Source organism: Streptomyces sp. V3I7, assembly GCF_030817495.1.
Taxonomy (GTDB): domain Bacteria; phylum Actinomycetota; class Actinomycetes; order Streptomycetales; family Streptomycetaceae; genus Streptomyces.
The window spans coordinates 4526926-4539888 of sequence record NZ_JAUSZK010000001.1; the positions used below are offsets into that span (position 1 = coordinate 4526926).

Genomic DNA, 12963 nt, shown 5'->3' on the forward strand with positions numbered 1-12963 from the left:
GAGGCGTGCGCGCGTCGAGCGGTCATACGGTGCGGGCGGGGGCGCGTGCGCAGCGGCGGCCTATCGCAGCGGCGGCCTGCGGGGTGCTCCCGGTCTACCCGTCGGGGAACGGTCTGCCCGTGATCACCGCGGCGACCGTCGTGCCGCGCGGGAAGGAGCCCTCGGCGGTCAGGGTGGTCAGGCCGTAGAGCAGCTTGGCGACATAGTGGCGTTCCACGGGGAGGCCGTGGCGCTGTTCGAAGTCGTCGGCGAAGCCTTCGAGTTCGGGGGTGGTGTGGGCGTAGCCGCCGAAGTGGAAGCGTTCGTCGAGCGACCAGGTGCCGCGTCGGGCGCCGAAGGCGTGCTCCTGGAGGGTCTGGGTGTCGGCGGCCAGGAAGCCGCCCTTGAGGACCGGTATGCCGAGGGCCCGCTGCTCGGGAGCGAGTCCGGCGGCCAGTCCGGCCAGCGTGCCTCCCGTGCCGCAGGCGACCGCGACGACGTCGGCCCGTCCCCGCAGTTCCTCACCGAGCGCCCGGCAGCCGCGTACCGCCGCCGCGTTGCTGCCGCCCTCGGGGACGACGTGGGCGCTCTCGGCGTCGGCCGCTCGCAGGAGGGCGGCCAGGGTGTCCGGGTCGGTCTTGTGGCGATACGTCGATCTGTCGACGAAGTGCAGGCGCATGCCGTTCGCCGCGCAGCGGGCGAGGGAGGGGTTGAGGGGGCGGCCGGCCAGTTCGTGGCCGCGGACCACACCGATCGTCGTGAGGCCCAGGAGCCGGCCCGCGGCGGCGGTGGCACGGAGGTGGTTGGAGTACGCGCCGCCGAACGTGACCAGCGGACGTCCCGCCGCGGCCTCGATGTTGGGTAGCAGCTTGCGCCACTTGTTGCCGATGAGTTCCGGGTGGATCAGGTCGTCGCGCTTGAGCAGGAGACGGACGCCGTGCCGGGCGAACCGGTCGTCGGCCACGTCCTCCAGGGGCGAGGGGAGCCGGGGGGCGAGCGCGGCGTAGCTGGTCACGGCTTCATTGTCGCCCCCGCGGTCGATCCGGGCCGTCAGTCCTTCAGGCGGTCCCTGATCCGCTCGCGCATCCCGGCCATCGTGAAGCCGCGCGGATCCACCTTCCCCGGCTGCCACTCCAGGTGCCCGATGACCGAACGCTCCGTCCACCCGTGATGGCGGCAGAGCGCGGCCGCGGCCTTCTCGATCGCCTCCAGCTGGACCTCGGGCCACGGGTCGTCGCCGTCGCCCAGGTTCTCGCACTCGAACCCGTAGAAGTACCGGTTCCCGTCGGTGTCGGCCGTGTTGTCCGGCGGCAGCCGCTTCTCGGCGATCACCGCGCGGAGCACGTCGGGGTCGCCGAGCCCGGCATGGTTGGCGCGGCCGTGGCCGACGAGGTGGACCCGGCCGTCCTTGGTGATCACGCCGTGGCAGAGCGGGCCCGGCAGCTCCGGGGGGCCGCTGCGGCACAGGTCCACCGTCCGCCGGCTGCCCTGGGTGACCGTGTGGTGGATCATCACGCCGTGCACGGGCCCCCACGGACCCTTGTGGTTGCGGTTGTGGCGCTCCCAGTCGCCGACCTCGACGACGGTGAGCCCCTCTTCCCTCAAGGCGTCCAGAAAAGCCCTCGCGGACATGGGTGAGGCCATGGGTGCCTCCTTCGCTCCGTGTCCGGCGGCCACCGGGCGTGGCCGCCTCGTATCGCTGCTTCTCCGAAAACGGACGTCCCGGACCACGCGTTCGTACAGCGTGCGAGCCGATCCGGACAACTTCCGGAGGTGGGATCCCCCGTCAAATCGCCGTCTTTTCCCACTAGTTCGATGATCCATTCCCGCTCGATCGGGTAATGGCAGCGACACGGTCCGTGATGGAAGCTGGTTGTGCGATTGATGCACCGGCGCAGTTCGGCTCCGGTGCACGACTGGGCATGACTGGGAGGGCAGTTCTCTATGTCGGTAGGCGAAGAGGTCCGCACGGATCAGAGCAAGCCGCAGCAGTCTCTCGGTACGGCGGCAGCGCGGAACCTGGCCACCACCACCAAGTCCGTGCCTCAGATGCAGGAGATCAGCTCCCGCTGGCTGCTGCGCACGCTGCCATGGGTGAACGTCCAGGGCGGCACGTACCGGGTGAACCGGCGGCTGACCTACGCGGTCGGCGACGGCCGCATCACCTTCGTGAAGACCGGCGACCGCGTCGAGGTCATCCCGGCGGAACTGGGCGAGCTGCCGGCCCTGCGCTCGTACGAGGACGAGGAGGTCCTCTCGGAGCTGGCCCAGCGCTGCCGCCAGCGCAACGTCGCCCCGGGCGAGGTGATCGCCTCGTTCGGCAGCCAGACCGACGATGTGTACCTGCTCGCGCACGGCAGGGTCGAGAAGATCGGCACCGGCCCGTACGGTGACGACGCGGTCCTCGGAGTCCTCGCCGACGGCGCGTACTTCGGCGAGCAGGCGCTCCTCGACCCGGACGCCATCTGGGAGTACACGGCCCGCGCCGACACGGCCTGCACGATGCTGATCCTCTCCCGCCGGGACTTCGAGCAGGTCGCGGAGCGCGCCGACTCCCTGCGCGAGCACCTCCAGGAACTGCGCGCGCTCCCGGCGCAGCGCACCAACAAGTACGGCGAGAAGGAGGTCGACCTCGCCGCCGGCCACACCGGCGAGCCGGACATCCCGCACACCTTCGTCGACTACGAGGCGAGGCCCCGCGAGTACCAGCTGAGCATCGCCCAGACCGTGCTGCGCATCCACTCGCGCGTGGCCGACCTCTACAACCAGCCCATGAACCAGACCGAGCAGCAGCTGCGGCTCACCGTCGAGGCGTTGAAGGAACGCCAGGAGCACGAGCTCATCAACAACCGCGAGTTCGGGCTGCTGCACAACTGCGAGTACGACCAGCGGATCCAGCCCCACGACGGCGTGCCCAGCCCGGACGACATGGACGAGCTGCTCTGCCGACGGCGCGGCACCAAGCTGTTCCTCGCCCACCCGAAGGCGATCGCCGCGTTCGGCCGCGAGCTCAACAGCCGCGGACTCGTGCCGGAGACCGTCGACATCGGCGGCAATCGCATCCCCACCTGGCGCGGGGTGCCGATCTACCCGTGCAACAAGATCCCCGTCACCGAGGCGCGGACCACCTCGATCATCGCCATGCGTACCGGCGAGGAGGACCAGGGCGTCGTCGGGCTGCGGCAGTCCGGCATCCCGGACGAGATCGAACCGAGCCTTTCCGTGCGCTTCATGGGCATCAACGAGCAGGCCATCATCAAGTATCTCGTGACGGCCTACTATTCGGCGGCGGTCCTGGTGCCGGACGCGCTCGGCGTCCTGGAGAACGTCGAGATCGGCCGCTGGAGGTGACGTTTCCGCACGTCGCGGCCGTGTCCGCGCCCGTGGGCGTGGGTAAGCCCTCGTGGTACAAGCCCAGTTGGGCCGGACGCGCCATCGTCCGCGGCCTCCGCGAGGGAGAAGCATGGCCGAGTTCATGACGGAGACGAAGCAGCGTCCCACCGGGTCGCTGGAGACACGTGAGCGACGAAGGCCCGCACCCGCCGCCGACGGGGCGGGCCCCCTCGAGGGCCCCCGCGACGGCTATCTCGACGGGTGCTTCGACGGGCAACCGGACCGGCAGCCCGAGGGGACCGGGGACGGGCAGGCCGACGGCCACGAGGCCGCGGTGATCCTGGAGCACGCGCGCACCCTGGTCGACCCGGGGCTGCGCGCCGCCCTGGAGTCGCTCCCTGATTCGATGCGCCGGGTCGGGCTCTACCACTTCGGGTGGGAGCACGCCGACGGCACACCGGCCGCGGGCAACGCGGGCAAGGCGATACGCCCGGCCCTGGCCCTCACGGCGGCCGCCGCGCTCGGCGGACCGACGGCCCGTACAGGGGCCGTACGGGCGGCGGCGGCCGTGGAGCTGGTGCACAACTTCACGCTGCTGCACGACGACGTGATGGACCGGGACACCTCCCGCAGGCACCGGCCCACGGCCTGGACCGTGTTCGGCGTCCCCGACGCGATCCTCGCCGGGGACGCCCTGCAGGCGCTGGCCCTGCGGCTGCTCGCCGAGGACCCGCACCCGGCGGCCGGGGCGGCCACCGCCCGGGTCGCGGACTGCGTCGTCGAGCTGTGCGCGGGCCAGCACACGGACACGGCCATGGAGCTGCGCGCCCCCGGCGAGGTCACCCTCGACGAGGTGCTCACCATGGCCGAGGCCAAGACCGGCGCCCTGCTCGGCTGCGCCTGCGCCCTCGGCGCGCTGTACGCGGGCGCAGGGGAGGAGGAGGTGGCGGCGATGGACCGGTTCGGCCGTGAGGCCGGCCTCGCCTTCCAGCTGATCGACGACGTCATCGGCATATGGGGCGACCCGACCCGTACCGGCAAGCCGGCCGGTGCGGACCTCGCCGCCCGCAAGAAGTCGCTGCCGGTGGTGGCGGCCCTGGCCTCCGGCACCCCGGCGGCCGCGGAACTCGCCGAGCTGTACGCCCGGCCCTACGCGGAGGAGGACCTGGAGAGGACCGTGCTCGCCGTGGAGCGTGCGGGCGGCCGGGACTGGGCGCAGGCCCAGGCGGCCGACCGGATGGCCACGGCCGTGCAGGAACTGGCCCGCGCGACCCCCGATCCGGAGCGGGCGGACGGTCTGCTCGCCCTGGCGGAGTTCGTCACGCGCCGCAGCGCCTGAGCCCAGCCCACCGGCTCTCGGCCGACGACGCCCGTCGTCGGCCGGCAGCCGCCGGTGTTCGTGTCCATGTCCATGTGCTGCGTGCTGCCCGTTCCTGGGCGGAGAGCGCCGGATCGCCGGCCGACCTACCCTTGAAGACATGGACAGCCAGGCCGGCCGGGCCCGTCGGGACCAGCACGCCTGCCCCGTCTGCGGTCAGCCCGTGGACACGGTGGTGCGGCGGCACAAGACGCTGGGCGCCTGGGTCCCGGTGTGGGGCGCGGGACCCTGCCACAACCCCGACTGCGCGGCGTCCGTGGAGTCCTCGGCCCCTGCTCCGGCCCCCGCCCCAGCTCCCGGGCCGCAGCAGCCGGCCCAGGAATCCGCGGAGGAGAACCCGTGAGCGTCCCGTAGCGTGGCCGCATGCCGAAACTCCCGTACATCTTCCACATCACGGAACGCGCCCTGTGGGACGCGGCGCGCGAGCACGGCGCCTACGAGATGTCGACCCGCGGCCGCACCCTTCAGGAGGAGGGCTTCGTCCACTTCTCCACCCGCGACCAACTCCCGCGCGTGGCCGCCTTCCTGTACGGCTCCTACGACGGCCCGGACGAGCTGGTGGTGCTGAGCGTGGACCCGGCCCGGCTCGGTGTCCCCGTGAAGTACGAGTCCGTGGCACCGGGCGGCGAGGAGTTCCCGCACGTGTACGGCCCCGTCCCGGTCGACGCCGTGGTGGACGTACGGCCCTGGAGCTGACGGCCGTACGCCGTGCGTCAGTCCCCGGACCGCTCCATGAAGCGCAGCATGTTCCCGGCCGGGTCGCGGAACGCGCAGTCGCGCACCCTGTACGGCTGGTCCGTCGGCTCCTGGAGCACGTCCGCCCCGGCCTCCTGGACGCGCGCGAACAGGGCGTCGCAGTCGGTCGTGGTGAAGTTGACCCCGCGCAGCATGCCCTTGGCGAGCAGTTCGGCCATCGCCTGCTTGTCGGCGGGGGAGGCGTCCGGGTGTGCGGCGGGCGGCTCCAGCACGATCTCCACATCCGGCTGGAGCGGTGAGCCCACGGTCACCCATCGCATCCCCTCGAAGCCGACGTCGTTGCGCACCTCCATGCCGAGCACGTCGCGGTAGAAGGCGAGCGCCTTGTCGTGGTCGTCCACGGCGATGAAGCACTGCTTGAGTTTGATGTCCATGGGCTCACGCTAGGCCGCCGGCCACCTTCCCGCCCCGCCGAGGCAAGGGCGGCGACGGGTCAGTACGACGGCTTGTGCCGCCGTGGCCGGGTGAACGCGCGGGCCACACAGGGCGGGATCACCGCGCTCTCCTCGTGCGACCGCGCCCGGTACGCGCTCGGGGTCTCACCGACCAGCTCCGTGAACCGTGAGCTGAAGGAACCCAGCGAGATACAGCCGACGGCCATGCAGACCTCGGTCACCGTGAGGTCGCCGCGGCGCAGCAGCGTCTTGGCCCGCTCGACGCGCCGGGTCATGAGGTAGCTGTACGGAGTCTCCCCGAACGCCTTACGGAAGCTGCGCTGGAAGTGGCCCGGGGACATCAGCGCGGTACGCGCCAGTTCGGTCATGTCGAGCGGCTCGGCGTACTCGCGGTCCATCCGGTCGCGCGCCCGCCGCAGACGCACCAGATCCTCGATGCTGCTCACCCCACCACGATGCCACGCGCCCGGCCGGATCGTGCCGGTCTCTGGCGTCCGACGACGATCGCAACTACCAAGGGGAGCACTGATCTTGAAGGGAAGTGCCGCTGTGCGAGTCCACATCGTCTGGTGGGACCTGGCCGGTTCCGGGCAGACCATCGAGTCCCTGCGCGCGTACCTGCGCGACGAGTCCGTCGCCGCGTTCTCCGAGGTGCCCGGGCTCCGGCTCAAGACCTGGCTCTCCGACGAGGAGACCAACCGCTGGGGAGCCGTCCTGCTGTGGGAGACGGAGGAGGCCACACGCGGCCCGCTGCCCAGCCGCGCGCTGGAACTCATCGGCCACCCACCGGCGTTCAGCCACAGCTTCGACGTGGAGGCCGTCACCGAGGGCCACTACGAGACGGAGCGGCTGACCCTGCGCGGATTGGTCTTCGCCGAGCCGCACGAGGCGAGCTGAGAAAAGCCCGCACCCGGACCGTCGTCCACCACCGCGTGCGGCGGGACACGGCCCGGGTGCGGGCAGCGGAACCCCGCGCATCTGCAACGCGCGGTCCCGCAAGGCCGAGCGGAGATCAGGCCTTCTTGGTCTCCCAGAAGATCTTGGCGACCTGGTCGATGTAGTCCAGGGCCTTCTGACCGGTGGCCGGGTCCGTAGAGGCCTTGGCGGCCGACAGGGACTTGACGGCGTCGTTCAGGAGCGTGTGCAGCTCCGGGTAGCTGTCGAAGTGCGGCGGCTTGAAGTAGTCGCTCCAGAGCACGTCCAGGTGGTGCTTCGCGAGCTCGGCGCGCTGCTCCTTGATCACCGTGGCACGGATCTGGAAGTGGGGGTCCTCGTTGGCGGCCATCTTCTCCTGGATGGCCTTGACCGACTCCGCCTCGATGCGGGCCTGAGCCGGGTCGTACACACCGCAGGGCAGGTCGCAGTGCGCGCTGACCTTGACCGTGGGGGCAAACAGGCGGGAAAGCATGGAGCATTCCTTCCTCGTGATCGTCTTCTCAGGTGGGACATTACTCCCTGGAGCACGGGTTTTCTCGAGTGCCCCTGTGGGCTTAGGGCAAAAGTCCCGGGTTGGCGGCTGTGGGTCGGGGTCTTGGCCATGCGTGGCCGTCATGTCCCTCGCAGGGGTGAACGGGGCAGGTTTGTGTGATGGCGCAGAGGCTGGGAACGCATGATCGGTGGTGGTAGTTGAGTTCCCTGCAACCGGGGGGAGGAACCAGTGGCGCGCAAGCGGGGGCGGAAGCGGGAACACCTGGGCTTTGCCGAGGCTCGTGCCACCGGCCCCACGAGCACCCGGGACGGGCGGCTGCGCGCCGCGATCAGTGAGCTGATCGCGCTGGCCCGCGAGAACGCCGACCACCTCGCCGCCTGTGTCCTTGACCCGCACGGCAACCCGATCGGCACACCACTCACGATCCCGGCCGGGAGACCATGGGCCGGGGCAGACGTGGAAAGGCGTTCCGCCGCACGGTGGCCGGCATTCCCACCGCCCGCTTCCGCGAACGCCTGCGCGGCATGACTCACCACGCCGGCCTCGTGGTGATTGCCGTCGACCCCGCCTACACCAGCCGCTGGGGCGGCCAGTACTGGACCGCACCCCTGCAGCAGCAGTCCAGGAACAAGACTCAGGTCACCCGGCACAACGCCGCCTCGGTGGCCATCGGACGGCGCGCCCTCGGGCACGGGATTCGGCGTCGGCCAGGTGTGACCGGCCACCACCGGAGGATGGTGGCGCGGAGGGCTACCGGCCAGGCCACATCCCTACCCCGGGCGTGCGGGACCGCGAGTCCACCCAGGACAGCGGGCACGCCCACCCAGGGCGGCAAGACCCGACCGTGCCGAAGTGGCCAACTCGCGCTGTTCCCCGGCCCCCAGGACCGTTCGGAGGGCCACCGGACCAGACGTCGGGATCACGGTGAGTTGACCAACACCGGCCAACAGCCCTAGGAACGGTGAGACTGAGACTGTGGAGGAACGGATCGGGGAGGTGCCGGGGATGCCGGAGCTGTCGCAGGAGCCGGAGCGGGGAAGGCCCGCGCCGCCCTTCGGACTGGCCGAGGTGACGGGCCCGTCGATGGTGCCCACGCTCCATCACGGCGACCTGCTCCTGCTGCGGTACGGGGCCGTGGTCAGGCCCGGTGACATCGTCGTCCTGCGTCATCCGTTCCAGCAGGACCTGCTGGTCGTCAAGCGGGCCTCGGAGCGGCGCGAGGACGGCTGGTGGGTGCTGGGGGACAACCCGTACGCCGGTGGGGACAGCACCGACTACGGGACCGTGCCGGAGGAGCTGATCCTCGGCCGGGCCCTCGCGCGGTACCGGCCGCGCAAGCCCGGTCAGCGCTCGCCGCTGGCGCTGGTGCGCTGGGCGCTGTCGGCGGCCCGGCCCGTCTTCCCCGACCGGTCGGCCTCCAGGCGCTTGCGGGCGCGGTAGGCGGCGACGTTGGCGCGGGTCGCGCAGCGGTCGGAGCAGTAGCGCCGTGAGCGGTTGGTCGAGGTGTCGAGGTAGGCGTTGCGGCAGGGCGCGGCCTCGCACAGGCCGAGGCGGTCGACGCCGTACTCGGTCAGATGGAACGCCAGGCCCATCGCGGCGATGGCCGCGAAGCCCGCGGTGGCGTTGGACGGATGGTCGGCCAGGTGCATGTGCCACAGCGGCCGGCCGTCGTCGTCCCGGTGGTCGTGCCCGGAGATCTGCGGGCTCACCGGGAACTCCAGGAGCAGGGAGTTCAGCAGGTCGACCGCGAGGGTCTCGTCGCCCTGGTCGGCCGCCTCGAAGACGCCGCGCAGCCGGGCCCGCACCGACCGGAAGCGCGTGACGTCGGCGTCGGTGGCGCGGCGGGCCGCCGACTGGTTGACGCCGAACAGGTCGCGGACGGCCTCGACCGAGGTCAGGGAGTCCTTGCCCCGCGCCGGTTCCTCGCTGTTGACGAGACGGACGGCGTAATCCGAGTAATAGGCCAGTTCCACTTGTAGTCCTTACGGATGCGCTCTAGGGTCATGCCTGCGGTCGGGTAATAGACGGTCGCGCTTTCAGGGTATTACAGGTGCGAGGGGAAGGGGATCTCCATGACTATCAGTACGGGAACCGACTGGGCCGCGTGGCAGGAGAGCTGGGACCGGCAGCAGGAGTGGTACATGCCGGACCGCGAGGAACGGTTCCGGATCATGCTCGACATGGTCGAGGCGCTCGTCGGCACCGCACCCCGCGTGCTGGACCTCGCCTGCGGCACCGGCAGCATCACCGCCCGGCTGCTCGCCCGCTTCCCCGAGGCCACGAGCACGGGCGTCGACCTCGACCCCGCCCTCCTCGCCATCGCCGAGGGCAGCTTCGCGGGCGATGACCGGGTCACCTTCGTCGAGGCCGACCTGAAGGATCCCGACTGGCGCGCCCGGCTGCCGTACGAGTCGTACGACGCCGTCCTGACCGCCACCGCCCTGCACTGGCTGCACGATGAGCCCCTCGCCGCCCTCTACGGCCAGGTCGCCGAACTCGTGCGCGACGGCGGTGTGTTCATGAACGCGGACCGCATGATCGACGAGAGCACGCCCCGGATCGACGCGGCCGAGCGCGCCCTGCGCCACGCCCGCATGGAACAGGCGCGCCGGGCCGACGCCCTGGACTGGGCCGAGTGGTGGCAGCTCGCGGCGCAGGACCCGGTCCTGGCCGGGCCCACGGCCCGCCGCTTCGAGATCTACGGCGAGCACGCCGACGGCGACATGCCCTCCGCCGCCTGGCACGCCCGCGTACTGCGCGAGAAGGGCTTCGCGGAGGCCCGTCCGGTGTGGTGCTCGCCCTCGGACACCCTGCTGCTCGCGCTCAAGTAGGGCTCCGGGCCACCCGGTTCGATGCCGGGCATGCGGAAGGGGGCGGTACGAGGATCACGTACCGCCCCCTTGCGCTCGCCTACAGCACCTTGGACAGGAAGGACCGGGTCCGCTCGTGCTGGGGGTTGGTCAGGACCTCCCGCGGATGGCCGGACTCGACCACCACGCCGTCGTCCATGAAGACCAGCGAGTCGCCGACCTCGCGCGCGAAGCCCATCTCGTGCGTGACGACGATCATCGTCATGCCGTCCTCCGCGAGGTCCCGCATGACGTCGAGCACCTCGCCGACGAGCTCCGGGTCGAGCGCCGAGGTCGGCTCGTCGAAGAGCATCAGCTTCGGCTCCATCGCGAGCGCGCGGGCGATGGCGACGCGCTGCTGCTGACCACCGGAGAGCTGGGCCGGGTAGTGGCCCTTGCGGTCACCGAGGCCCACGCGGTCCAGCAACCGCTCGGCGCGCTCCCGGGCGACGGCCTTGGTCTCGCGCCGGACCTGGAGCGGTGCCTCCATGACGTTCTCCAGCGCCGTCATGTGCGGGAAGAGGTTGAAGCGCTGGAACACCATGCCGATGTCCCGCCGCTGCGCCGCGACCTCCTTCTCCTTCAGCTCGTAGAGCTTGTCGCCCTTCTGCCGGTAGCCGACCAGGTGGCCGTCCACGGACAGGCGGCCCGCGCTGATCTTCTCCAGGTGGTTGATGCACCGCAGGAAGGTGGACTTGCCGGAGCCGGACGGGCCGATCAGGCAGAACACCTCGCGCGGGTTCACCTCCAGGTCGATGCCCTTGAGGATGTGCGCGAGCCCGAAGGACTTGTGTACGCCCTCGGCCTTGACCATCGGCCCGCGGCTGGTGCTCTCGCTCTTGCCGATACCGGTCATCGGGCCACCTCCGGGCGACGGAACGAACCGAACAGACGGAGGTTCTGCTTCAGGCGCTGCAGCGGGGTCGGCGGCAGGCTGCGCGTCGAGCCGCGGGCGTAACGCCGCTCCAGGTAGTACTGGAAGACGCTGAAGACGCTGGTCAGGATCAGGTACCAGATCGACGCCACGAAGTACAGCTCCACCACGGCGAGCGAGGCGCTGGAGATGTCCGTGGCCCGCTTGATCAGCTCGTTGAACTGCACGGCGTAGGCCAGCGACGAGGTCTTCAGCATGTTGATGAACTCGTTGCCGGTCGGCGGCACGATCACGCGCATCGCCTGCGGGAGAACCACGCGCCGCAGCGTCTTGCCCTGGGTCATGCCCAGTGCGTGCGACGCCTCGGTCTGCCCCTCGTCCACGGACTGAATGCCCGCGCGGACGATCTCGGACATGTACGCGGCCTCGTTGAGGCCCAGGCCGAGCAGCGCCGCCAGGAACGGCGTCATGACCTGGTTCATCTCGTCCTTGTAGAACCCCAGGTTGAGGATGGGGAAGATGAGGGCGATGTTGAACCAGAGCAGGAGCTGGACCAGGACCGGCGTCCCGCGGAAGAACCAGATGTAGAGCCACGCCACGTAGCTCGTGACCGGGTTCGACGACATCCGCATGACCGCGAGGATCACGCCCAGGACCAGGCCGAGCACCATCGCCAGCACGGAGATGTAGAGCGTGTGCCAGACGCCGGACAGGATCGTCGGGTCCGTCAGGTAATCGGGGATGACGGCGTAGTTGATCTTCGCGTTGGAGAACGCGAGCCCGATCAGTACCAGGATGGCGATGACCGCGGCGGCGGCCACCCAGCGGCCCCAGTGGCGTACGGGGATGGCCTTGATGTGCTCCGGCGGCACGGTGGACGCCGGAGCCTTGTCGACAGTGTCAGTCAAGGTGACTGCCCTTCAGGGTCGTGCAGGGCTCAGGAGCCGCCGTTGATCTTGGCCTCGGTCACGGCGCCGTCCGTGACGTTCCACTTCTTGAGGATCTTCTGGTAGTCGCCGTTCTTGACGATCGCGTCCATGGCCGCCTGGAGCGCGTCGCGCAGCTGGGTGTTGCCCTTGCTGACGCCGATGCCGTACGGACCGGCCTCGATCTGGTCGCCGACCACCTCGAAGTCCTTGCCCGCGCCCGAGGTCTTCGCGTTGTACGCGGCGACCGGGAAGTCGTTGAGGTCCGCGACGGACGCGCCCTGCTTGAGGCGGAGCAGCGCCTCGGGGTCGGTGTCGAAGGTCTGGAGCTTGATGGCCTTCTTGTGGTCCTTGGCGCACTTCTTGTTCTGCGCCTTGGCGATGCCCTCGGAGGTGGTGCCGCGCTGGAGCGCGACGACCTTGCCGCACAGGTCGTCCAGGGTCTTGATGCCCTTGGGGTTGCCCTTCTGGACGAGGATCGAGGTACCGGCGGTGAAGTAGTCGACGAAGTCGATGCCCTGGCCGGCCTTCTTGCCCGTCTCCGAGTCGATGCCGTTCTGGCGGTCCTTCGTGTCGTTCATCGCCGACATGACCACGTTGAACCGCTTCGACTGCAGACCCACGATGAGCTGGTCGAACTTGCCGTTCTGGAACTGGAACTTCACGCCCAGCTGCTTGCCGAGGGCGTCCGCGATCTCCGGGTCGATGCCGACGGCCTTGCCGCCCTGCATGTACTCGACCGGCGGGTACGCGATGTCGGAACCCACCTTGATGACGCCCGCCTTGCGGATGTCGGCGGGGAGCTTGTCTGCGAGCGGGGCGTTGGCCGTGGTGGAGCCGCCCCCATTGGCCTTGTCTGTCTGGTCACCGCAACCGGTGAGCAGCAGGGCGCCGGCGACCGCGATCGCACCGACCGCTGCTAGCCGGGAGTGCGCCGCGGTCGTACGACGGGTGGAGCTTGCGGTCATCGTGGGTTCCTCCGGCGGTGGATGGATTGCCGATGGGTCGACGAGAACACACACCTTCGCGTGTTGCGACCTCGCG

The 12963-nt window shown here is 70.4% G+C and carries 16 protein-coding genes; 7 read left to right on the forward strand and 9 right to left on the reverse strand.

What is annotated here, in order from left to right:
* Positions 1-94 precede the first annotated feature (94 nt).
* The gene (locus tag QFZ74_RS21270) at positions 95-994 is read right to left on the reverse strand and encodes a 1-aminocyclopropane-1-carboxylate deaminase/D-cysteine desulfhydrase (RefSeq protein ID WP_307622390.1); all 900 of its coding nucleotides are present in this window, start codon (positions 992-994) and stop codon (positions 95-97) included.
* Positions 995-1029: 35 nt separating this feature from the next.
* Positions 1030-1623, reverse strand: a complete 594-nt coding sequence (locus QFZ74_RS21275; protein ID WP_307622391.1) for an N-acetylmuramoyl-L-alanine amidase — start codon at positions 1621-1623, stop codon at positions 1030-1032.
* Positions 1624-1923: 300 nt separating this feature from the next.
* On the opposite strand from QFZ74_RS21275, the gene QFZ74_RS21280 reads away from it, so the two are divergent.
* The 4 genes from QFZ74_RS21280 (at position 1924) to QFZ74_RS21295 (ending at position 5386) form a co-directional block, all read left to right on the forward strand.
* Positions 1924-3330, forward strand: coding sequence for a family 2B encapsulin nanocompartment shell protein (locus tag QFZ74_RS21280; protein ID WP_307622392.1), 1407 nt, complete (start codon positions 1924-1926; stop codon positions 3328-3330).
* A 112-nt stretch (positions 3331-3442) separates the two neighbouring features.
* Positions 3443-4651: a family 2 encapsulin nanocompartment cargo protein polyprenyl transferase gene (locus QFZ74_RS21285; RefSeq protein WP_307622393.1), complete on the forward strand. Its 1209-nt coding sequence runs from the start codon at positions 3443-3445 to the stop codon at positions 4649-4651.
* Between the two features lie 139 nt (positions 4652-4790).
* Positions 4791-5033: a hypothetical protein gene (locus QFZ74_RS21290; protein WP_307622394.1), complete on the forward strand. Its 243-nt coding sequence runs from the start codon at positions 4791-4793 to the stop codon at positions 5031-5033.
* A 20-nt stretch (positions 5034-5053) separates the two neighbouring features.
* Complete coding sequence (locus tag QFZ74_RS21295) at positions 5054-5386, forward strand: DUF952 domain-containing protein (protein ID WP_307622395.1); 333 nt, start codon at positions 5054-5056, stop codon at positions 5384-5386.
* Between the two features lie 17 nt (positions 5387-5403).
* Here QFZ74_RS21295 and QFZ74_RS21300 read toward each other — a convergent pair whose 3' ends face one another.
* Positions 5404-5820, reverse strand: coding sequence for a VOC family protein (locus QFZ74_RS21300; protein ID WP_307622396.1), 417 nt, complete (start codon positions 5818-5820; stop codon positions 5404-5406).
* Between the two features lie 59 nt (positions 5821-5879).
* Positions 5880-6239, reverse strand: a complete 360-nt coding sequence (locus tag QFZ74_RS21305) for a helix-turn-helix transcriptional regulator (RefSeq protein ID WP_307624230.1) — start codon at positions 6237-6239, stop codon at positions 5880-5882.
* A 151-nt stretch (positions 6240-6390) separates the two neighbouring features.
* Between QFZ74_RS21305 and QFZ74_RS21310 the strand changes: the two genes are divergently transcribed.
* The gene (locus QFZ74_RS21310; protein WP_307622397.1) at positions 6391-6738 is read left to right on the forward strand and encodes a hypothetical protein; all 348 of its coding nucleotides are present in this window, start codon (positions 6391-6393) and stop codon (positions 6736-6738) included.
* A gap of 115 nt (positions 6739-6853) precedes the next feature.
* On the opposite strand, the gene sodN is transcribed toward QFZ74_RS21310, so the two are convergent.
* Positions 6854-7249, reverse strand: a complete 396-nt coding sequence (gene sodN / locus QFZ74_RS21315; RefSeq protein WP_307622398.1) for a superoxide dismutase, Ni — start codon at positions 7247-7249, stop codon at positions 6854-6856.
* 1026 nt (positions 7250-8275) lie between these two features.
* Between sodN and sodX the strand changes: the two genes are divergently transcribed.
* Positions 8276-8710, forward strand: coding sequence for a nickel-type superoxide dismutase maturation protease (gene sodX / locus QFZ74_RS21320; protein WP_307624231.1), 435 nt, complete (start codon positions 8276-8278; stop codon positions 8708-8710).
* On the opposite strand, the gene QFZ74_RS21325 is transcribed toward sodX, so the two are convergent.
* Entirely contained in the window at positions 8614-9243 is a 630-nt protein-coding gene (locus QFZ74_RS21325; RefSeq protein ID WP_307622399.1) for a CGNR zinc finger domain-containing protein, read from the reverse strand. The genes sodX and QFZ74_RS21325 overlap by 97 nt on opposite strands.
* Positions 9244-9342: 99 nt before the next feature.
* Between QFZ74_RS21325 and QFZ74_RS21330 the strand changes: the two genes are divergently transcribed.
* On the forward strand, positions 9343-10101 hold the full coding sequence (locus tag QFZ74_RS21330) for a class I SAM-dependent methyltransferase (protein ID WP_307622400.1): 759 nt from the start codon (positions 9343-9345) through the stop codon (positions 10099-10101).
* Positions 10102-10180: 79 nt separating this feature from the next.
* On the opposite strand, the gene QFZ74_RS21335 is transcribed toward QFZ74_RS21330, so the two are convergent.
* Genes QFZ74_RS21335 through QFZ74_RS21345 form a run of 3 tightly spaced genes read right to left on the reverse strand, consistent with a single transcriptional unit; the run spans position 10181 to position 12887 of the window.
* A complete protein-coding gene (locus QFZ74_RS21335) occupies positions 10181-10975 on the reverse strand; it encodes an amino acid ABC transporter ATP-binding protein (RefSeq protein ID WP_307622401.1) in 795 nt (264 codons plus the stop codon).
* The gene (locus QFZ74_RS21340) at positions 10972-11901 is read right to left on the reverse strand and encodes an amino acid ABC transporter permease (protein ID WP_307622402.1); all 930 of its coding nucleotides are present in this window, start codon (positions 11899-11901) and stop codon (positions 10972-10974) included. The genes QFZ74_RS21335 and QFZ74_RS21340 overlap by 4 nt, the downstream gene beginning before the upstream one ends.
* A 29-nt stretch (positions 11902-11930) precedes the next feature.
* On the reverse strand, positions 11931-12887 hold the full coding sequence (locus QFZ74_RS21345; protein WP_307622403.1) for an ABC transporter substrate-binding protein: 957 nt from the start codon (positions 12885-12887) through the stop codon (positions 11931-11933).
* Positions 12888-12963 lie beyond the last annotated feature (76 nt).